The organism is Turicibacter sp. St.80E1 (assembly GCF_059728495.1).
The window spans coordinates 1,462,436-1,482,795 of the sequence record NZ_AP039386.1; the positions used below are offsets into that span (position 1 = coordinate 1,462,436).

Annotated in this window: 16 protein-coding genes and 1 pseudogene; 4 read left to right on the forward strand and 13 right to left on the reverse strand. The window is 37.4% G+C overall.

Annotation, left to right across the window (positions count from 1 at the left end):
• Positions 1-197: 197 nt before the first annotated feature.
• The 3 genes and pseudogenes from AC6I0I_RS07085 to AC6I0I_RS07095 form a co-directional block, all read right to left on the reverse strand.
• Positions 198-587: a pirin family protein gene (locus AC6I0I_RS07085; RefSeq protein ID WP_317453428.1), complete on the reverse strand. Its 390-nt coding sequence runs from the start codon at positions 585-587 to the stop codon at positions 198-200.
• A pseudogene (locus AC6I0I_RS07090) lies at positions 576-842 on the reverse strand (pirin family protein); the annotation flags it as partial. The gene AC6I0I_RS07085 and the pseudogene AC6I0I_RS07090, both read right to left, overlap by 12 nt.
• Before the next feature lie 340 nt (positions 843-1,182).
• Positions 1,183-2,136 (reverse strand): sigma-70 family RNA polymerase sigma factor, encoded by a 954-nt coding sequence (locus AC6I0I_RS07095; RefSeq protein WP_161832013.1) that lies wholly within the window; start codon positions 2,134-2,136, stop codon positions 1,183-1,185.
• A gap of 477 nt (positions 2,137-2,613) precedes the next feature.
• Between AC6I0I_RS07095 and AC6I0I_RS07100 the strand changes: the two genes are divergently transcribed.
• The 3 genes from AC6I0I_RS07100 to AC6I0I_RS07110 all read left to right on the forward strand — a co-directional run bounded on the left by AC6I0I_RS07100 (position 2,614) and on the right by AC6I0I_RS07110 (position 4,142).
• On the forward strand, positions 2,614-2,805 hold the full coding sequence (locus AC6I0I_RS07100) for a hypothetical protein (RefSeq protein WP_161832012.1): 192 nt from the start codon (positions 2,614-2,616) through the stop codon (positions 2,803-2,805).
• A gap of 146 nt (positions 2,806-2,951) precedes the next feature.
• Positions 2,952-3,596: a restriction endonuclease gene (locus AC6I0I_RS07105; protein WP_262953902.1), complete on the forward strand. Its 645-nt coding sequence runs from the start codon at positions 2,952-2,954 to the stop codon at positions 3,594-3,596.
• A 144-nt stretch (positions 3,597-3,740) separates the two neighbouring features.
• Positions 3,741-4,142, forward strand: coding sequence for a cytidine deaminase family protein (locus AC6I0I_RS07110; RefSeq protein ID WP_262953903.1), 402 nt, complete (start codon positions 3,741-3,743; stop codon positions 4,140-4,142).
• Positions 4,143-4,192: 50 nt separating this feature from the next.
• On the opposite strand, the gene AC6I0I_RS07115 is transcribed toward AC6I0I_RS07110, so the two are convergent.
• Together AC6I0I_RS07115 and lepB are read right to left on the reverse strand one after the other, a co-directional pair.
• Positions 4,193-5,086 carry an RluA family pseudouridine synthase gene (locus AC6I0I_RS07115; RefSeq protein WP_161832009.1) on the reverse strand — a complete coding sequence of 298 codons (894 nt, stop codon included), beginning with the start codon at positions 5,084-5,086 and terminating at the stop codon, positions 4,193-4,195.
• A 12-nt stretch (positions 5,087-5,098) separates the two neighbouring features.
• Positions 5,099-5,596 (reverse strand): signal peptidase I, encoded by a 498-nt coding sequence (gene lepB, locus AC6I0I_RS07120; RefSeq protein WP_161832008.1) that lies wholly within the window; start codon positions 5,594-5,596, stop codon positions 5,099-5,101.
• A gap of 193 nt (positions 5,597-5,789) precedes the next feature.
• Between lepB and pepT the strand changes: the two genes are divergently transcribed.
• Positions 5,790-7,025 (forward strand): peptidase T, encoded by a 1,236-nt coding sequence (pepT, locus tag AC6I0I_RS07125; protein WP_161832007.1) that lies wholly within the window; start codon positions 5,790-5,792, stop codon positions 7,023-7,025.
• 64 nt (positions 7,026-7,089) lie between these two features.
• On the opposite strand, the gene melB is transcribed toward pepT, so the two are convergent.
• The 8 genes from melB to AC6I0I_RS07165 form a co-directional block, all read right to left on the reverse strand.
• Positions 7,090-8,493 carry a melibiose:sodium transporter MelB gene (melB, locus tag AC6I0I_RS07130; RefSeq protein ID WP_161832006.1) on the reverse strand — a complete coding sequence of 468 codons (1,404 nt, stop codon included), beginning with the start codon at positions 8,491-8,493 and terminating at the stop codon, positions 7,090-7,092.
• A gap of 307 nt (positions 8,494-8,800) precedes the next feature.
• The gene (locus AC6I0I_RS07135; protein ID WP_262953904.1) at positions 8,801-9,367 is read right to left on the reverse strand and encodes a sugar transferase; all 567 of its coding nucleotides are present in this window, start codon (positions 9,365-9,367) and stop codon (positions 8,801-8,803) included.
• A gap of 166 nt (positions 9,368-9,533) precedes the next feature.
• Positions 9,534-11,327 carry an ABC transporter ATP-binding protein gene (locus AC6I0I_RS07140; RefSeq protein WP_262953906.1) on the reverse strand — a complete coding sequence of 598 codons (1,794 nt, stop codon included), beginning with the start codon at positions 11,325-11,327 and terminating at the stop codon, positions 9,534-9,536.
• Positions 11,320-13,050: an ABC transporter ATP-binding protein gene (locus tag AC6I0I_RS07145; RefSeq protein WP_262953907.1), complete on the reverse strand. Its 1,731-nt coding sequence runs from the start codon at positions 13,048-13,050 to the stop codon at positions 11,320-11,322. The genes AC6I0I_RS07140 and AC6I0I_RS07145 overlap by 8 nt, the downstream gene beginning before the upstream one ends.
• Entirely contained in the window at positions 13,043-13,504 is a 462-nt protein-coding gene (locus tag AC6I0I_RS07150) for a MarR family winged helix-turn-helix transcriptional regulator (protein ID WP_161832002.1), read from the reverse strand. The genes AC6I0I_RS07145 and AC6I0I_RS07150 overlap by 8 nt, the downstream gene beginning before the upstream one ends.
• Before the next feature lie 134 nt (positions 13,505-13,638).
• Positions 13,639-15,930: a helicase C-terminal domain-containing protein gene (locus tag AC6I0I_RS07155; RefSeq protein ID WP_262953908.1), complete on the reverse strand. Its 2,292-nt coding sequence runs from the start codon at positions 15,928-15,930 to the stop codon at positions 13,639-13,641.
• Between the two features lie 63 nt (positions 15,931-15,993).
• The gene (locus AC6I0I_RS07160) at positions 15,994-17,550 is read right to left on the reverse strand and encodes an ABC-F family ATP-binding cassette domain-containing protein (RefSeq protein WP_161832000.1); all 1,557 of its coding nucleotides are present in this window, start codon (positions 17,548-17,550) and stop codon (positions 15,994-15,996) included.
• Between the two features lie 103 nt (positions 17,551-17,653).
• A complete protein-coding gene (locus tag AC6I0I_RS07165) occupies positions 17,654-19,642 on the reverse strand; it encodes a peptide ABC transporter substrate-binding protein (protein ID WP_237658921.1) in 1,989 nt (662 codons plus the stop codon).
• Positions 19,643-20,360: the final 718 nt, after the last annotated feature.

Genomic DNA, 20,360 nt, shown 5'->3' on the forward strand with positions numbered 1-20,360 from the left:
TTGAATTTTTTTACTCAAAAATTAATTCATTTAAATGAGCGATTGACCTCTAAATTTTATCACAATTATTGGAATAAAAAAACTCTATTTGATTTTTTTTGACATAATCCCTTTGTTTTTATACAAATTTCTCAATTTATTTTTAGGATAGACCACGCTATTTTTATTCAACTCTTTCTTTTTAACTCAATCCTATCTTATTTTTCATTCAGTTCCGTGCCAATTGACAAAGGGGTCACAACCAGTAAAAAGCATGCCTCCCTTTCGGTCATAATTTGAATTTTCTCTCCATAAACCTCTAAACCATCATATCTAGACAAACATTCACCATTTATTGTTGAACTTCCCTCTAATTGAACTAAATAGGCTTGCTGATTCTTGGCCACCAAAAACTCCGTTTTTTTATTCCCTTCTTGTTTCAATACCCAAATTTGAACATTTTGTTGAAGTTGAATGGGATTATTTTTAGCATCAGATGCCATGAGGTACCATTGGTTCAAATGACAGTTCTCATTAAAGGTCGCATATTGAACGTGAGGGTGTAAATTTTTGTGTTGAGGTTTCATCCAAACCTGTATCATTCGCATAGGGACATCCCCCCAATTAAACTCGCTATGTTCAATCCCACTTCCCGCGGTTAAATAAGTAAAATCTCCCCGACGCATACATCCCCCACCTTGCCCCTTCACGGTATATGTTAGCTCACCTTCTAAAATAAAAGTTAAAATTTCAACTTCCTTATGAGGATGAAAGTGATAACCATATCCAGGATGCAAACTATCATCATTGATGGTCCGAATCAGATTAAATCGCTTCGCGGACTCCGGATGATTTTTTTTATAAAGATGAAAGAGGCTTTGAAGGGAGGGATGATAGGCAGTTCCTAACGTTTTTTTCTCTACTTTTTTATCATGTCATCAACCTCCTTCTAGTTAAATTTAAACACTTCCCTATCAATTAAACTGATTAGACATTCATTAAATTTAGTATTTCCCTTTTCCTAGCTCATATTCTTCATGGCACAAATAGAAAAATTTTACACTCATTAAAATATAAAAATGATTGAATTCCTATTTGAAAAGAGCTCATGCGAATCGTATAAAGACCCTCCCAATTATAAAAACACCACATCTATATTTTAATAGAAAAGGAACCTTCATCCAAGGTTCCTTTTCTATTTATTTAATGAATTAAATACTCTTTATATCGAATGAGAAGTGTTCGTAACTTCCGCATGGCTTTCGCTTCAATTTGTCGGATGCGCTCCCTCGTCACGCCTTCAATCGCACCAATTTCTTCCAACGTCTTTCGTTCGGCTCCATTTAAACCAAAACGATGAGTAATAACAAACTGTTCACGAGGGTTTAAATTTAAAATCATTTTATCCATATAATTCTTTAAATCCTCATCCATTGCTTTTTTTTCTGGATTATCGTACAAGCGTGAGGTTCCTTCTGACACCAACTCGTTGTCGTTTGAGATTAAATCTTGTAATTCGGTGTCCTCATCCTCTTTTGATACAAACCCATTTAAAGAGGTGGGCTTTAACATGTAGGTTTGCACACGCTTTACCGCCTCGTACTTCTCCTTTGGAATATTTAACTCCCCACACAAATCGGTCACATCAATAGGTTCGTCACCTTGATCCGCTTTTTGTTCATAACGCATCACCTGATTAATCGACTCAAACATATGCACAGGAATCCGAATCGTAAATCCCTCATCTGCAATTGCTCGCGTGACTGCTTGCTTAATCCAGTACGTTGCATAGGTTGAAAAATTATTATCGTAATTAAAATCAAATTTTTCAATCGCCTTCATCAATCCTTCGAGTCCAACTGAAAATAAATCATCGTAATCTAACTTATGGTGATAAAATTTAGTATACCGTCCGATAATCTTGTGAACTAAATTAGTATTATTAAAAATTAACCATTCAAGCGCCGACTGATCATGTTCTAAACGATATTTTTTTAAATACTCCAAATTATATTGATAATCATTTGAATGCTTTCTCATTAAAAGATTATGTGCGCTCTCTGGCACGCGGCTCATCGCCTCTTTTTTTTGATTTCGATTCTTCCTCGTCTTTGTATTCAAACTTTCCTTTTGGTCAGTGACCTCCACATAGTTCATTCGATATCCCCTCTTTCATCGAATTTGATCAGTCCTACAACTTTTAAAATGACACGATATGTCAACCTCAGTTTATGAATCAATCCCTCCTTTTTACAGACGGTCAAACAGTGGTATCCATTCTTTTTCTTATAAACGGAGGCACTTCTTTTAGGTAAACAAAAATTAACGGTCGTTTAAAACCATTTCCATTTTGATTATATTAACCAAGTTCTCTAATTATCACCTTTTATCGTTGAAAAAGATAAGAATTCTTTCATGACTTCGGTTCATCCTCCACATCACGAAGCACTTTTGATCACTTTAAACAGTCACTCTTTCACGAAGATGCCACGTCTCTTCCAATCAAATCACAACTAACCATTCGTTTTTATTCGACAACTTTGAGCGTTAACATACATATTTGATCATTGAGTCGTTCATACTATTAATAAAATTCCAACTAAAATCTTGGAATTTTGAAAGGAGTCAAAAACAATGGGTAAAAATGAAATGGGATCTCCAATGAATGCTTCTGTTCAAAGTATTAAAAATAAAAATGATGTTGAATTTGGTACAGGAAACGTCCCTGATACACGTCTAGAGGTAAAAAAATCATTACCTGAAGCTCGACGTTATACGCAATCTTCTAAAGATCGTCGTACGACAGAACAACTTTTAAAACGCTAATTAAAAAGTCCTATCATACCGATAGGACTTTTTCTTCCCCCCTCCACTCGTGGGCTAAAAAACTCAATTAACTTACATTAAATGGTATAATTTTTTCAAATAGTATCCATACTAACAGAAACTTATTTAAGCGGAGGGGTCCTAGGATGTCTACAAACTCACTAAAATCATCGCGTCAACAAATGATGTTTTTCTTTTATTGTTCCTTACTGCTGTCCATCTTTTTTCTCATTCAAATTCGCTATACCTTTAGCCTAGACTTAGCGGAATGGACAGCATCACAGTATACACTACTCTTTTTATTACTTTCATTTGTTGTGATTTGTTTTTTAAAATACCAATGCTATTCTCGAGATTTAAAACGAGATAGCCAATGTATCGATTTAGCAGAAAAAAAATTAACGCAGAAAAAAAATGCGCTTTATCAGCAAGTTTCTTCGATGAATCCTTCTGATTTTGGGGAACTTGTTGCCGATTTATTTCGGATCAAAGGATTCAAACGAATTTTTTTAACGCCACGAATGAATGAACAATTTTATGACATTGAAATGTATTTAGAAGATCAAAAAGTGTTAGTTTCCTGCCTTTTAAATGCAAACACTCATGAAATTCCTCAATCCTATTTAGAACGTCTTCATTTAATGATGAGAAACCAACAAATTGATCAAGGCGTATTTGTAACATTAAGCCCATTCGACGCCGATTGTTATACATTTGCCAAAGATAAACCTATTTTCTTAATTGATGGCGAGCAATTAATTGAGACACTAATCGAAAGCTCAGATTGGTAAATTTTTTATACAAGGAGACCGTTTTTTCACTTACCTTTTATAAAATCCTCCTTTTTGTCTATAGTTAATACTAATTGACTTCAAATTTCTTTTCTGCTATTATTATAAACCCAACTATCTCTCATACCATGAGGAGGGACTTGTATGTTTGATGAATTAATTCGTAAAGCGACGGAAGTTTTAAATCCCCGTCACCTCTCAGCTGCTGCCGAAGCTGGAAGTGTTGCAGCTGCCATTTTAACCGAGAGTGGCCATATTTATACAGGTGTTTGCATTGAAACTAAATGCTCCATGGGGTTTTGCGCAGAGCACGCGGCTGCTGCCGCTATGATTACAGCCGGAGAAAGTCATATCGTAAAAATGGTAGCCATCAATAAACGGGGAAATATATTACCCCCATGTGGTCGATGTCGAGAGTTTATTAGTCAACTTGACGACCAAAATATTCATGCCAAAATTCTTATTAATCGTACAAAGGCCGTTCCACTCAAAGATCTCCTTCCATATGATTGGCGTTTGGCAAAACATGTAGAGTTTGATGAATAACCCTCAATGGATAAAATAATAAAGACCACCTTGTTAATGGGTGGTCTTTATTATTTTATCCAGCGCTTCATGTCGTTTGGTATTGGAATATGTAGCATTAACGGTTCACGTGTAATTGGATGAAGCATTTCAATCCGTGCAGAATGCAGCGCCAGACGTTTCATTTTATCTTTTGCTCCTCCGTATAGGACATCCCCAAGAAGTGGGTGCCCAAGATGACTCATATGAACCCTTATTTGATGCGTACGTCCTGTTTTCAACTCTAGTTCTACCAAGGCATATCCTTGATACTGTCGTTTTAACTGATAATAAGTAAGCGCACGATCCCCTTTTGAACTGACACGACGTCGAGCACCGTGATGACGATCCCTTCCAATTGGTGCGTCGATTTTCCCCTTTTTCGTCTTCAACGTGCCAGAAACAAGGGCTACATACCAACGTCTGATTTTCTTCTCACTTAACCAATAATCTAACAAACTATGAGCTAAATATGTTTTAGCAAAAATAATTCCACCGCTCGTCTCTGTATCTAATCGGTGAATATAGCGAACACGGTGTTTCATTCCTCGCCTCTCATAGTAATAAGCTACCCCATTAGCAAGTGTCCCCTTCCCATCCTTTTGATCAGGATGAACCATTAATCCAGCTGGTTTATTAATAATTAATAGATGATCATCTTCATAGATAATTTCTAATGGCATCTTTTGAGGTAAAAAATCAATTTCCTCCTCCTCAAAAAGAGCGATAGCCAGTTCATCAGACGCATGAAGGATTGTTTCAAAAGAAACGCTATTCCCGTTTAATCTCACCTTTTTATTCATATACATCTCATGAATTTTTTTACGAGATAGATGGTACCCCTGTAAAAATTCACGAACTGTTTGTCCCGCCTGTTCGTCGTTTATAATAAAAATTAACTGTTCATCTTTACGAATCGTTGTCATTCGATCACTTCCTTACTTTTTTAATTGAACAACAACACCTAGTACATCTTTTTCAATATCAATCACACCTAGGCGTGGACTTCGCGAATCCAGACTATCATTTCGATTATCTCCCATTACAAATAACTTTCCTTTGTCAATCATGAGGTCCACTTTATTATGACCGTTCATCGGTTCATTTAAGTAATCCTCTTCAATCAGATGGCCATTAACAAAAACGCGTCCCGATTCGATCACCAAATGATCTCCTGGAAGCGCAATGACGCGCTTTAAGAAAAACTTCAACTGCTTTTTTTGGTGTGCTCGAAAAGCGATCAAATCCTGTCTTCTTAGCCTTTGCTTACGTGAACGGCGACAATCTAGTAAAATGGGCTGATTGTTCTTAATCGTCGGTCGCATCGATTCCCCTCGTGCAATCGCCACACGAACAAAGCGTGAAATCAAATACCCTATACCTAAACTACATCCAATCTCGACCGCATAGTCTAACCATGTACTTTCTTCCTTCACGTTATCCCCTCTTTCCACTCATTGTCATACCCATTCCTTATTATAACACATTTTCCTTCAATCGAATGATTTCTGCAAAGAATCATAAACTTCTGACAACTTCTCTTATATAATTTTCAAAATTATGGTAGACTATACATAACCTTAACCGGTATGCACATACTAAGCAAAATAATTATTGGAGGAATGCTTGATGAAAACAGTTATGGAACGTTTTTTAAACTATGTCACATACGATACGCAATCAAACCCCACGGCCCAAACAACTCCGTCAACGCCATCGCAATTAGCCTTTGGGGATATCCTTGTTCAGGAGTTAAAAGAAATTGGATTAACTCAAGTTGAAAAAGATGAAAACGGATATGTCTATGCAACATTAGAAAGTAATATCTCTCACGATGTCCCTGTCATCGCCTTTATCTCTCACTTAGATACGAGCCCTGATTTTACGGCTACCCATGTTAATCCCCAAGTTGTTAACTATCAAGGAGGAGATATTTTATTAAATAAAGAAAAAAACATCATCCTTTCGCCCAATGATTTTCCATCTTTAAATCAATATGTGGGACAAACACTTGTTACAACGGATGGGACAACCTTACTTGGTGCCGATGACAAAGCGGGGATTGCTGAAATCATGACAGCAATGGACTACTTAGTGAAGCATCCCGAGATTAAGCACGGATGCATTAAGGTAGCCTTTACTCCAGATGAAGAAATCGGACACGGGGCATCCAAATTCCAAGTCGAAAAGTTTGGAGCAGATTTTGCCTATACCGTCGACGGCGGAGTTCTTGGTGAATTACAGTATGAATCATTCAATGCCGCTGAAGCAAAAATAACGATTCATGGAAAAAGCGTCCACCCTGGAGATGCTAAAAACAAAATGATTAACGCTGGACTTATTGCCACCGAATTCATGAACCACCTTCCTAAACTTGAAACCCCACAATCAACTGAAAAATATGAAGGGTTTTACCACCTAACTTCAATTAGTGGTAACTGTGAAGAAGCCACTTTAAAAATTATCATTCGTGATTTTAATTCAGACAAATTTAATGAACGCAAACAATTTATTCAGCAATTAACTGAGCAGTTTAATCGTCAATATCCAACCAAGCCTATTGAACTGACACTAACGGATCAATATTACAATATGCACCTTCAAATTGAAGATAAAATGTATATTGTTGAATTAGCCAAACAAGCACTTATTGAATCCGATGTCGAACCACTTATTATTCCAATTCGAGGAGGGACAGATGGTTCTGGTTTATCATTCCGCGGATTGCCTACCCCTAACCTCTTTACAGGTGGACATAATTTCCATGGGAAATTTGAATATATCCCTGTTCCGTCAATGGAAAAAGCTGTTGATGTGATTGTTAAAATTGCAGAGCTTGGTGCAACATTCAACTATTCACGTTAAACAACTTCCCCATTAAAACCTAAAAAAGGGAATTGAACCCCCTCGTTTCAATTCCCTTTTTATTTTATTCATAACTGAGGTTAGTAACTTCTAGCCCTTGTTTTCTAGCTTGTTGACGTGCCTCTAATTCCTTAATAATTTCCTCATGATAATCCCCTGTGATTTTGTAATACTTTTTATAAACGATGAAACATAGTGCAATAAAAATTGCTGGTAAGACGAACATTAGTCCTCGCATCCCCATCATTGTTGTCATTGTTTGTTGTGCATTTGCTACATAACCAAAGGCAGCAAGCCCGACTCCAATTAACCATCCGCTTAAAGCACTAGCCGATTTAACAAGTAGCGTCTGACATGAAAAGATAATACTTTCATTTCGCGTTCCAAATTTATACTCACTATAATCTACAACATCAGCAAGCATAACTGTTGATGAGGCGATAATTAATCCTCCTCCCGCTCGAGCTAAAAATGCACCGATAGCAACCAATAATGTATTTTGAGGAGCAATAAAGCCACAAACAAGTAATACCAATAGCCCAACAATCGGTGAGACACATCCTAATCTAAATACATGCTTACGTCCCATTCTTTTCACTAAAATTGGGAACATTAATAAACCAGCAATTTCTGCGAATCCAGCACATCCATTATAGATTTGGAACATTCCTTCATTTTGAGTCACATATTTAAAGTAATAAAGTGCCATTCCGCCTAAAAATGATAACATTAAGTTCATACATAACACAATAACGATAAACACTTTTAATTGACCATTTTGCCCAATAATTTTAAATGTTTGTTTCAGTGTCACTCGGTCCGTTTCTGAGGCATTAGTCTTAGCAACTTTCGTTGATGGCTCTTTCACCTTTAAGCACATCACAACAGAGGTGATAATAAAAATAATAGAAATTCCTAACGCTAAATATTCAAAACCTTTCGCTTGATTGCCCTTACCTAATTGATGAACCATCGATAATCCAAACGTTGCTACACATAAATTTCCAATCGCTGCAAACACTCGCGGAATAACAGATATTTTTTCTCGTTCCTCTTTGTCTTGCGTTAAAGAAGGAATCATTGACCAATATGGGATATCCATAATGGTATATGTCATTCCCCATAAGATATACATGACTGAAAAATAAGCATATAATGGGGCCCCTGTTAAGTCTGGCTTCTTAAATAAGAAAAATAAAACAACCGCATTTATTAAAGTTCCTATTAAAATCCATGGTCTAAATTTTCCCCACTTTGTTCGCGTATTGTCTACTAACATTCCCATCATCGGATCATTTACTGTATCCCACACCCGCGCAATCAAAAAAAGTGTTCCAACAAATGCCGGGTTTAACCCAATCACATCTGTAAAGTAAAACATAATGTAAACACCAACAACCCCACAAACTAAATCCTTTCCTAATGCACCAAATCCGTATGCGTATTTAGCTGAATTTGTTAATTTCATAATTCCCCTCCTCTTAATGTAACCGTTTACTGAACGACTATATACATAAAATACCATCCATCCGATTTTGTTGCAAGCGCTTTTATGCGATTAATTTCATTTTTTTTACTAATTTTTATTCCATTTATAAAGACAACTCATTAATGTTTGTTTTAAATGGTCAGATGTCTGTTTCTTATTCCATTCTAGAGCGTGTCTTTATTTTTCTTTTTTAAAAAAGCTTAACTTAAAAGAAGTGATGAAAACAAAGAAGCTTAAATCTTTATGAAAAAAAGCGTAAAAAAAGATGAGTGAATCTCCTTTTGTTTCACTCATCTTTTTTAGTTATTTTTACTTTTAAAGGTTTTTTAATAAAAAGTAAGCCTAAACTTAACACTAATATTTTAATATCAAACCATAGACTTTGATGTTTCACATAGTATAAATCTAAGGCTAACTTTTCTTCCCATGTTAAGTTTTTTCCGTGTAATTGACTCCACCCTGTCATTCCCGGGCAAACGGAATGGCGAGTTAAGTTAACATCTTTACTAGGAATCGAACGAATAAATCCTGGTCGTGGTCCTACTAAACTCATTTCCCCACGTAACACATTATAAAACTCAGGCAAACGATCTAATTTAAACCTTTTTAAATAATAGCCGATAACACTTAACCGTTGATTGGCGGGCAATAGTTCGCCCTTTTCATTGCATGCCCGATTCATGGTACGAAAACGGTAGATCGTAAACCACTGTTCGTTCATGCCAGGATAGCGTTGTTTCTCAAAAACAGGCCATCCGATATCAAGATATACAAGCATAAAAATAATTAAATACAGTGGCGAGAGGGCGACAAGTAACGTACCTGAAATGATAATATCAAACCAACGCTTCATTTTCTCACCCCCTTGTTTTTTGACATTTTACTCATCTCTCTATTTAATGAGGAAATATTCTAATAGCAGTATATGTCACTTTTTGATGATTCGTTCCCTCCTTTTCCCTTATAAAAAAACTCTTAAAAGCTAAGCATCATCGCTAGCTTTTAAGAGTTTTTGATTTCTATTCACGAAATTGGCTATTATACAAATTAGCATAGAATCCATTGCATTTAAGCAGTGATTCATGTGTTCCCTGCTCAATAATTTCTCCCTGATTTAAAACTAAAATTTGATCAGCGTTTTTAATCGTGCTTAAACGATGAGCAATAACAAAAGTTGTTTTCCCCTCCATCAAACGCAGCATCGCTTTTTGAATTTGAACCTCTGTTCGTGTATCAATAGATGAAGTTGCCTCATCTAAAATCAAGATAGCTGCTTTTGATAAAACCGCGCGAGCAATGGCTAACAATTGACGTTGTCCCTGTGAGAGGTTACTTCCATTATCTGATAAAATCGTATCATACCCATCCGGTAACTGCATGATAAATGCATGGGCATTCGCCATTTTAGCCGCTAAGATCACATCTTCATCCGTCGCATCTAATCGTCCATAGCGAATATTCTCACGAACCGTTTCAGAGAAAAGATAGGTGTCTTGTAACACCATCGAAATATTACGACGTAAACTTGAACGCGTCAAGCGGTCAATATTTTCACCATCAATTAAAATATTTCCTGAATCAATATCGTAGAATTTTGTTAATAAATTGATGATGGTCGTTTTTCCTGCCCCTGTTGGCCCAACAATCGCAACGGTTTCTCCCCTTTTGGCATGGATACACGCATCTTTTAAAATCGTTTTTCCTTTATCATATGAGAATTTAACATGTTCTAATACAACGTCTCCATCGAGCTCAGCTATATCATGTGCTCCATCAAGATCTAATTCCGGGGCTTCATCCATAATTTCAAATACGCGCTCTGCCCCCGCTAATGCTGATTGAACCGTGTTAAAAATATTCAAAATCTCATTGATCGGACGCGTAAAACTTCTCATATATAAGATAAAGACAAAGATATTCCCAATTGAAAGCCCTGTTGTGTTTAGGGCCAAAATCCCCCCAACAACGGCTACGATTAAAAAGGTCATATTATTAATAAAGTTATTTAATGGTCCCATAAATCCTGACAAGGCTTGGGCCATAATCGAACTTTTCGTTAATTGACGATTAATTTTACCAAACTCATTTTCAACCGTTTCTTCTTGTGAAAATAAAAGAACGGCCTTTTGTCCAGAAACAATTTCTTCGATGTACCCATTAAGATTTCCTAAATCTTGTTGTTGTTTAATAAAGAACGGTTGAGTTTTTTTCACTAAAAATCGTGAAGTTAAAAACATCAACGGCGTCGTAATGAGTCCGACCACTGTTAATGCAGGACTTAATACAATCATCGCGATTAACATTCCGATAATCGTTACAATCCCTGAAAACATTTGTGTAATACTTTGTGATAAGGTCATATTAATGTTATCGACATCATTCGTTAGACGACTCATTAAATCACCGCTTGAGTGTGTATCAAAAAAACGTAGCGGTAGTTTTTGCATACTTGTAAATAAATTTCGGCGAATTTCAGCCGTCGTTTCTTGTGAAAGCTTCACCATAATTAAATTTTGAAAGTACGTGGCTAACACGCTAATGAAGTAAATGCCAGCGATAAAAAGGCACATCCATTTTAACCCTGCTAAATCGTGTGGCACAATATAATCATCAATAATATTCCCGTAGTAATTCGTTGCTAACACATTAACAACCGTCGAAATAATACATAATAAACAAACGAAAATTAAGGCATAAATTTTATGACTCATGTAACCAAGCAATCGTTTAATCGTTGACTTCGGATTTTTTAACTTTTCAGCTTGGTGAAAACGCCCACCAGGTCCGGCCCCTGGCCCCATCGGTCTAGCCATGATGAACCGCCTCCTCTCCTAATTGTGAAATGGCGATACTACGATAGATTTCATTCGTTTTTAATAATTCCTCATGCGTCCCGATTCCCGAAATATGTCCCTGATCAAGAACAATAATCTGGTTGGCATCCATGACTGCCGAAATACGTTGGGCAATCATAATCACCGTACTCCCTGTCATCTGTTCTTTAATTGCCTCTTGTAATTGACGCTCGGTTGCCATATCCAATGCGCTTGAAGAATCATCTAAAATTAAAATTTTAGGTTTACGAATCAAAGTCCTTGCAATGGAAACCCGTTGTTTCTGTCCACCCGATAAATTTTTCCCACGTTGTTCAACTTCTGTCTGATAACCAGACTCTTTTAATTGAATAAACTCCATGGCTTGTGCATCTCTTGCCGCTTGGTCTAATTCTTCATCCGTCGCGTCATGATATCCAAATTTAATATTCGACTCAATTGTTCCCGAAAACAAAATACTCTCTTGTAAAACTACGCCAATTTTATCTCGTAATTCATGTAGGCTTACCTCTTTAACATTTCGACCACCAATTAAGACCTCCCCCGAACTTACATCGTAAAGACGAGGAATTAACTGAACAAGCGAACTTTTACCTGCACCTGTTCCACCAATTATCCCTACTCGATCTCCTTGTTTAATTTTAAAGGAAAGATCCGTTAGAACCTCTTCACTGTGATCATGATATTTAAATGACACATCTTTAAATTCAATATCATACTGATCGATGACCTCAGGACTCTTTGAATCTTGAATGCTTGATTCCGTCATTAACACTTCATTAATACGATCTGCTGACGCTTTTGCCCTGGAAAAGTTCATCGATATCATAATAACCATCATTAACGACATCATAATTTGCGTTAAATAATTGATGAACGCCATGATTTTTCCAGTCTCTAACACACCTGCTTGAACTAAAAATCCACCATACCATAAGACAGCAACGATACTAAAGTTAACTAAAAGCATGACCACTGGATTTAAAATAATCATCAATTTCTGAGCACGAATACTTTGATTCATTAAATCATCATTTGCTTCATTAAATCGATCTTTTTGTTTATGTTCAATCGTAAATGCCTTAATGACGCGAACCCCTAATAAGTTTTCACGCATGACATTGTTCACTTTATCGATTTTTTCCTGCATACTTTTAAACAATGGGAACGATCGTGACATGACGATAGCAACAAAGATTAAAATAACAGGAATTGTAATAACAAAAATACCAGATAAATCTGAACTTAATCGATAAGCCATTAAAATTCCACCAATGCATAATAACGGTGCTCGCACTAAAATACGCAACCCCATCATCACCATGGTTTGAATCTGAGTAATATCATTAGTCAATCTCGTAATTAACGATGATGTTTTAAAATGATCCAATTCTAAAAAAGAGAGGGACTGGATCGTCGCAAATAATCCATCACGCAAATTTTTTCCTAAGTTGACAGCAGCAATCGTTGAAAAAATGGAACATCCAACACCGCCAATCAATCCGATCACCGCAAATCCAATCATTTTAGCTCCGGTCATCCATACATAGGTCGTGTCGCCATTTGTAATTCCAATGTCAATAATATTCGATAACATCGTCGGTAACATTAAATCCATCGAAACTTCAACAAGCATAAATAAAGGGGCCAAAATCGCATAAAGGATGGCCGATCCCTTTAAATAGCGTAATAGTTTAATCATGTGCCTCAATCTCCTTTCGACGCAAATTTTCATACATTCGCTCTAAATACTCTTTCATTTGCCCTCGCTCTGATGATGTAAAACCTTCAAACAAACAATCATCGATTTGACGGAAAGCTTGATTAATTCGATATTTTAACTCCATTCCCATCTCCGTTAAAAAAACGTTCGTCATTCGGCGATCATCCTGATTAGCCTGCCGATAAATCAATCCCCGTCGCTCCAAATGTGCGAGCAAACTCGTCACCGTCGCCGGTTGAATATGGCAATGTTTAGCTAACTCCTTTTGCGAACAGCCATTATGACGATGCAAATAGTCTAATACTTTCGGTTGCCCCTCCGTTAAGCCAAGCTTTTGAAATTCATATTGAAAAATTCGGCGATGCATTTTAGCTGTTTTTACAAATAATCGGTTCAAATCTAATAACTCATGTCCTTCGCATTCATCTTTCATCAACGGTGCTCCTTCCTTCTAAATGATTAGATATCAAACTATTAGATGTCTTAATATTTAACATAATTGTCGGTTAAAGTCAATCACTTCCAAAAAAAATAATTACTAACACACTCTTCTTCTGCGCAAACAAACTACTTTAAAAACTTCGCATGCTGCCATTCGTAAGGAAATAACGATAAATACGTCGGCTCTACATAACGCTCATCAATTAAAACAACAATCCCACGATCGGTATCTGAACGAATCACACGTCCAACGGCCTGCATCACCTTATTAAATCCCGGATAAAGATACGCATATAAATACCCCTTTTGAAAGGTTTCCTCAAAATATAACCGTCGTTGTTCAGTTAATGGATTAAGTTGTGGAAGTCCAACCCCGACGATGACCGATCCAATTAACCGGTCCCCAATCAAATCAATCCCTTCACTAAATATGCCTCCTAAAACAGCAAACGCCACCAATGTCTTTTCCGACTGAGCCTCAAATTGAGCTAAAAATACCTCACGATCATGTTCATCCATCTCACGCTCCTGAGCAATCACCACTTGCTCCTCGCCAACTAACGATTTATAGCCCTCAAACACTTGCTCTAAATACTGATAAGACGGGAAAAAAATAAAATAATTTCCTTTTCTCTGACGCGTGACTTGAAAAATCGTAAACACAAGTTTCGACAAAGAAGCTTCCCGCTGCTTATACTTCGTTGAAATGCCGTAATGAACATACAAATCTAAATTTTCACGCCCAAATGGGGACGGTAAAAAAATATGCTCACACGCCTCATCATGAAGCAACACCGTCTGATAATAACTTAACGGATGAAGCGTCGCCGAAAACAAAATAGCCGAACGAACGTGCTGCATTCGGTCATAAAGATAGAGACTCGGGTTTAAACAAATCAAACTGATTTTTAAATCTATCCCCATCCTTTCATACCGAACACGAAAACATTCATTATAAAAGTCAGATATTCGTAAAAACTGATGACATTCAAAATATAAATCCATTAATTGCGGCTTATACTCCGTTGTAGGATGCGCATATAAATATTTTTCTACCCCTTCTAATAAAGCCATCACTTTCGTTAAAAAAGAAGACTCGACTTCCTCCTTAAAAATTTCCTGTTTTTTATCCTCCTCTAACTCTTGCCGATACTCTAATAACTTCAAATTGAGGGCGTTTAATGCCTTATTAAGTGATTTGCTCTTTCCTTTGAATAGACGTTTAAGCTCTTGAACCTTTCCTTTAGTCAAAGAAGCACTATACATCTCACATGCTCGATCATACAAATTATGTGCCTCATCTATTAACGCAATATGAGGGGAAGGTTCGTCAAAAAAGCGTCGCAAATAGGCACGTGGATCAAACATGTAGTTATAATCACCGATAATCGCGTCACTAATTGAAGCCATCGCTAGCGAATACTCAAAAGGACACACCTGATGCTTTTTAGCATACGCCACTAGCCGATCGCGATTAAAGAGTTGCTCAGTTTCAAATAGGTCTTTGACCGCCTCATTGATCCGGTCAAAATAACCTTTAGCATACGGACAATAAGTGGGGTCGCACTTTACCTCTTCCATCAAACAAATTTTTTCCTTCGCGGTAATCGTGGTCACTTTTGCTACCCACCCCGTCGCCAAACACACATCAAAAGCTTTTTCAGCGACTTGCCTTCCTATTGTTTTTGCCGTTAAATAAAATATTTTTTGTTCTTGATCACTCAACGCCTTAATACTTGGAAAAATAGTTCCCATCGTTTTACCGATCCCCGTTGGGGCCCGTAATAGCAGTTGTTTACGTTTTTTAATACAGTGATAAACGGAGGCCGAAAGTTCTCGTTGGTAACTTCTAAAATCACCAAACGGAAAGGTGAAACTTTTAGCTGACTTTAATTTCAACGTCATCGAACGAACGAGAATCAAATACCACTTCAAATAAATTTGTAACGTTTGCTCCATAAAAGGTTCTAACTCTTCCTTCGTATACATTTCATCGATTTGTCGCGTTTGTACGCCTTCTAAATCACAATAAATTAGCCGCACCAAAACTTGTTCCCACTCCGGATGCTCGCATAAAAGTAAGTATGCATAAACTTTTGCCTGTGCAAGATGGGTAGGACGATCCCCTGGAATAATAGCGTCTAATGGCCGGGTAGTCGATTTAATCTCCCCTACGATCCATTGCCCCTCTCGTTCAAGCAATAAATCCACTCGTCCATTAAGGTGAAATTCATGCTCACCGATCGCGTAACGCCCTTCTACATAAACCTCGCATTCTTCCTCTAAATATCGCTCCTGAATCGCCTGGTGAGCTTTCGTCCCATACTGGGCGCGATTAGCAGAAAAATATTCTAAATTCAAATCACCTTGTTGATACACATAACTCACAATATCTTTAATGCCTTTTTTAATAATCATGCCATCACCTCCCACTTAAATGAAAAAAAAGAAGAATGAGCCTTCAACGGCTCGACTCTTCCCCTAAACTAAGCGAGTAGTCCATTTTTCCCCATCCCAAATATCAGTCACAACCTCACGATAAAACTCAGGTTCATGGGAAATTAAAAGGACACTTCCTTTATATTCTTTTAATGCTCGTTTTAATTCTTCCTTCGCGTCTACATCTAAATGGTTTGTCGGCTCATCGAGAATTAAGACGTTCGTTTCACGGTTAATTAATTTAGCTAAGCGAACTTTGGCTTGTTCCCCTCCACTTAAAACCATGACTTTACTTTCGATATGTTTTGTTGTTAATCCACACTTAGCTAATGCTGCACGTGCTTCACCTTGTGTTAAATGTGGAAACTCATCCCAAAACTCTTGTAAACATGTTTTGTCTTTTCCACCTTTGATTTCTTGTTCAAAGTAACCAATATGTAAATGTTCACCTAATTCAACACTTCCAGAAATAGCAGGAATTTCTCCTAAGATACTACGTAATAACGTTGTTTTCCCGATTCCGTTTGCCCCACAGATTGCAATCTTCTGTCCACGCTCCATCGTTAAATTTAAAGGAGCTGATAACGGCTCGTCGTACCCAATCACTAAATCTTTTGTTTCAAAAATATAACGTCCAGCGGTACGAGCCACTTTAAAATTAAATTCAGGTTTTGGACGCTCAGCTGCCAGTTCAATAATCTCCATCTTATCTAATTTCTTTTGACGTGACATCGCCATATTACGTGTTGAGACACGTGCCTTATTACGCGCAACGAAATCTTTCAAATCAGCGATTTCTTGTTGTTGTTTTTTATACGCTGATTCTAACTGTGCTTTTTTCGCCTCATAAATACGGACGAAGTTATCGTAATCTCCCACATAACGGTTTAACTCCTGATTTGCCATGTGGTAGATGAGATTAATCACACTATTTAAAAATGGAATATCATGTGAGATTAAAATAAAGGCATTTTCATACTCTTGTAAATAACGCGTCAACCATGTAATATGCGCCTCATCTAAGTGGTTCGTTGGCTCATCTAATAATAAAATATCCGGTTTTTCAAGTAATAATTTTGCAAGTAAAACTTTCGAACGTTGTCCCCCACTCAATTCCGTTACATCACGTTCTAAACCAATTTCTTGTAATCCTAATCCTTTTGCAACTTCTTCAACCTTCGCATCAATGACATAAAAATCATTATTCGTTAAAATATCCTGTAAGACCCCAACTTCCTCAAGTAAGGCATCCATTTCTTCTGGAGATACCTCTCCCATTTTCATGTATAAATCATTAATTTTTGCTTCCATATCAAATAAATATTGGAAGGCAGTTTTTAGCACATCACGGATGGTCATTCCCTCTTGTAAAGCAACATGCTGGTCTAAATATCCAACACGGACATTGCGTGACCACTCAACTTTTCCTTCATCAGGCGCCAATTTTCCCGTAATAATATTCATGAACGTTGATTTTCCTTCACCGTTTGCTCCAACTAATCCAACGTGCTCACCTTTTAATAAACGGAATGAAACATTTTCAAAAATGGCGCGGTCCCCAAATCCATGACTTAAGTTTGTTACATTTAAAACACTCATTAACGACTCTCCCTTCAAACACACCTTCTCCATGTGTCGATTGAATTTTATCTTATTCGATTATATCTCACATTGTAGGGAATGAAAAGTATTTTTTCACTTGCTAAATTTGGGTGGACTCCAACTGACCACCTTTTTCTTGTTGCCATCTTTCATACCGTTTATTGCGCTCTTTTAACGTAATAATTTCCTCACTTAATTGCATGCGTTTAAACTTCATCGATGACAATCCATACGGGCTATATGATTTCGTATACGGAATAATTCGCGTAATCGCATAACTCCCCCCTGAAGAATAAAGCGGAATAAAATAAGCTTGATCAATTGCATACGCCTCAGCATCCGCATAAAGCTCATATCGCTTATCTATATTCGCCACTTCAGCATTCGCAAGGTCCTTTAACTCCTTATAAATATACAATCCTATCTGTTCCTTAATCTCTTTTTCTTCCTCGCTTTGGACAGCCGCTCGGTTAAGACCAAAACTTTTTAACAAATCCCCGTTATCCGGGTCTAAAATGTCTAAATAACTTTTCGGATCTCCGTAATCAGGTGACCACCCGGCCGAGAAGATCAAGTCACTATTCACTAACTCCGCCGTTTTTGACGCCAATAAATTCTCACGAGAACTCATAATGAGGTTCAGACGAACCTCTCCTTCTAAAGATTCCTCGATACTTTGTTTTAAAGCCTGAGCACTTCGAAAACTCGTCTCGCTTTCTCCATTTAAAATCACATCTAAATAAACGGGAAATTGAACGCCCTCACGACTTAACTCCTCTTTAGCAATCGCCAACTGCTCTTTTGCAAGTTCCGGATTAAAAAAGGCCATTTGTCCATCCTCAAGACTCAGTTGTTTAGAGTAAAGCTTAGCATCTAACCCTTTTAGCGAATCGCTCACTAACGTCCCATAGTATTCTCCCGTCGAGGTTTTAACAAAAGTCGGTTGAGTAAGCATATTTCTTAACGAAGTCTTTTTCAATTCATCGCCAACCATTTGACGATTAATCGATTCCGTATCAATCGCTCGCATAATCGCGCGTCGAAAAGAAGTATTCAAAAGGGCCTGTTTTGTATCCTCCCGTTGTTTGTTTGTTTTGGGTGAAACATCCTGTTTACTATCTAGCGGTGAATGATACTGTTGACGATTAAAAACAAAGGTCGCAAACGCTACCGCACCGTTTGTATCCGTCACAAAGATAGAATCCCCATATTTTTCTTTCGCACGTTTCACAAGAGGGGGATTATTCACATCTAATGGAGCGGACACAATCTCCTTACGATCAAAAGCTAAAAAGAGCGTCGTCGGGTCCGCCTGTTGGCAATAAATGAGCTTTACTTTTTTCACGTGCACCTTTTCTTTATCCCAATAATTTGGATTGGCTACATATTCAATCGTCGACTTCGACGTAAAATTTTTTAAGAAATAAGCCCCATTGTATAAAATGGATTCCGGTTTAACGGCACCAAATTGACAGGTTGAATAATCGGGGTTCCCAAGACGGCAACCGGTTCCCTTCGACTCTAAAAAGCTACGGTTAACAGGAAGCAAAATCGAATACGTCGTCATCGTTGGAAAATACGGCGTCGGTTGAGTCAACTCATATTCAAGCGTATAGTCATCAATCGCCCGAACCCCCACCTCACTAAACGGAACTTCCCCTTTGACATAAGCGTCTAAATTTTTGATTAAAGGTTGCACCAAATAAAGGGTTTGGGATTGAAAATCAGCGGCATGCCAAAGCCCAGTAACAAAATCATCAGCTATCACTTCACCATAATCCACTCCTTCATCCGTATACCAATGCACCCCCTCTCTTAACTTAAATCGCCAAACGGTTTTATCTTCATTACTTTCCCAACTCGTTGCCATCGCGCCTACTAAATTTCCATACTCATCATGTTCAAGCAAGCCGTCAATAAAATTGGCAAAGTGCGCTGAATCAACGGTCTTGTACGTATAAAGATAATCAAATGTCTCCGGATCCATCCCATAAAACCCAATATAATCATCCGTTGAAATGTCTTCCTTCGCCTTTACAGGAATCGCAGCCACTAACATACAAAAACTCAGTCCTATTAAAAAAAACATCCGCATTCGTCTCATCTCATCACCTGTTTCTATCAAAAATAAGAGTAGCCAACTGGCTACCCTTATTTTTCTACCTCTGTTGCAAAACATACATCTTCTTTCAAAAAACACCAAATTCCTTAACTTTCACCCAAAAACCCTCTCTCCTGTTCACTTCTCACACTTATCACTTATCATCAATCCAAAGCGAGCATTTTCTAATGAAACAGATTCCCTTATTTCACTTGGAAAGAACAGGGAGTTGAAAAATTTTGTGCACCGCTATTGTTTTTTCTCCCCTCCCTCGTTAAAATAAAAACGAGGTGAAAAAAATGAATTTTTTTTCGATATTGTTCCGAATCTTTTATCTTTTTTGTTGTTTTAAATTGACTATCTTGCTTATATCTGAGTTCCTTCGAATACTAATTGAAAATTTTTCCTGGGGCGAAGGGGTCCTTGCTCGTATAAAAAGCCTAAAAAAACAAGGCATCGATCAACTTAATCAAAAGTTAACTGTCCTGTGGGACCACCATCCACTTCTTCATACCGTGTATCTTGTGATTAGATTGCTCTACCTCCTCCTCACCATCGTTGTTTATATTAGTATCCTCATGGACCTTATGACCCTTCTATTCCATTAATAAAAACTTGTAGACAAAACCTTTTAATCAAGCATTTCTCTACAAGCATTTCTCTACAAGCCTTTCCTTATCAAAAAGCCTATCGTCGATGATTCACA

Bases quoted from the DNA above. Each gene is read 5' to 3' on its own strand.
- AC6I0I_RS07095 (WP_161832013.1), bottom strand. From the start codon at position 2,136: ATGAACTATGTGGAGGTCACTGACCAAAAGGAAAGTTTGAATACAAAG.
- AC6I0I_RS07145 (WP_262953907.1), bottom strand. From the start codon at position 13,050: ATGATTAAACTATTACGCTATTTAAAGGGATCGGCCATCCTTTATGCG.
- AC6I0I_RS07110 (WP_262953903.1), top strand. From the start codon at position 3,741: ATGTTTGATGAATTAATTCGTAAAGCGACGGAAGTTTTAAATCCCCGT.
- AC6I0I_RS07100 (WP_161832012.1), top strand. From the start codon at position 2,614: ATGGGTAAAAATGAAATGGGATCTCCAATGAATGCTTCTGTTCAAAGT.
- AC6I0I_RS07155 (WP_262953908.1), bottom strand. From the start codon at position 15,930: ATGATTATTAAAAAAGGCATTAAAGATATTGTGAGTTATGTGTATCAA.
- AC6I0I_RS07165 (WP_237658921.1), bottom strand. From the start codon at position 19,642: ATGTTTTTTTTAATAGGACTGAGTTTTTGTATGTTAGTGGCTGCGATT.
- AC6I0I_RS07150 (WP_161832002.1), bottom strand. From the start codon at position 13,504: ATGAAAGATGAATGCGAAGGACATGAGTTATTAGATTTGAACCGATTA.
- pepT (WP_161832007.1), top strand. From the start codon at position 5,790: ATGAAAACAGTTATGGAACGTTTTTTAAACTATGTCACATACGATACG.
- AC6I0I_RS07105 (WP_262953902.1), top strand. From the start codon at position 2,952: ATGTCTACAAACTCACTAAAATCATCGCGTCAACAAATGATGTTTTTC.
- AC6I0I_RS07140 (WP_262953906.1), bottom strand. From the start codon at position 11,327: ATGGCTAGACCGATGGGGCCAGGGGCCGGACCTGGTGGGCGTTTTCAC.
- AC6I0I_RS07085 (WP_317453428.1), bottom strand. From the start codon at position 587: ATGCGAATGATACAGGTTTGGATGAAACCTCAACACAAAAATTTACAC.
- AC6I0I_RS07160 (WP_161832000.1), bottom strand. From the start codon at position 17,550: ATGAGTGTTTTAAATGTAACAAACTTAAGTCATGGATTTGGGGACCGC.
- AC6I0I_RS07115 (WP_161832009.1), bottom strand. From the start codon at position 5,086: ATGACAACGATTCGTAAAGATGAACAGTTAATTTTTATTATAAACGAC.
- melB (WP_161832006.1), bottom strand. From the start codon at position 8,493: ATGAAATTAACAAATTCAGCTAAATACGCATACGGATTTGGTGCATTA.
- AC6I0I_RS07135 (WP_262953904.1), bottom strand. From the start codon at position 9,367: ATGAAGCGTTGGTTTGATATTATCATTTCAGGTACGTTACTTGTCGCC.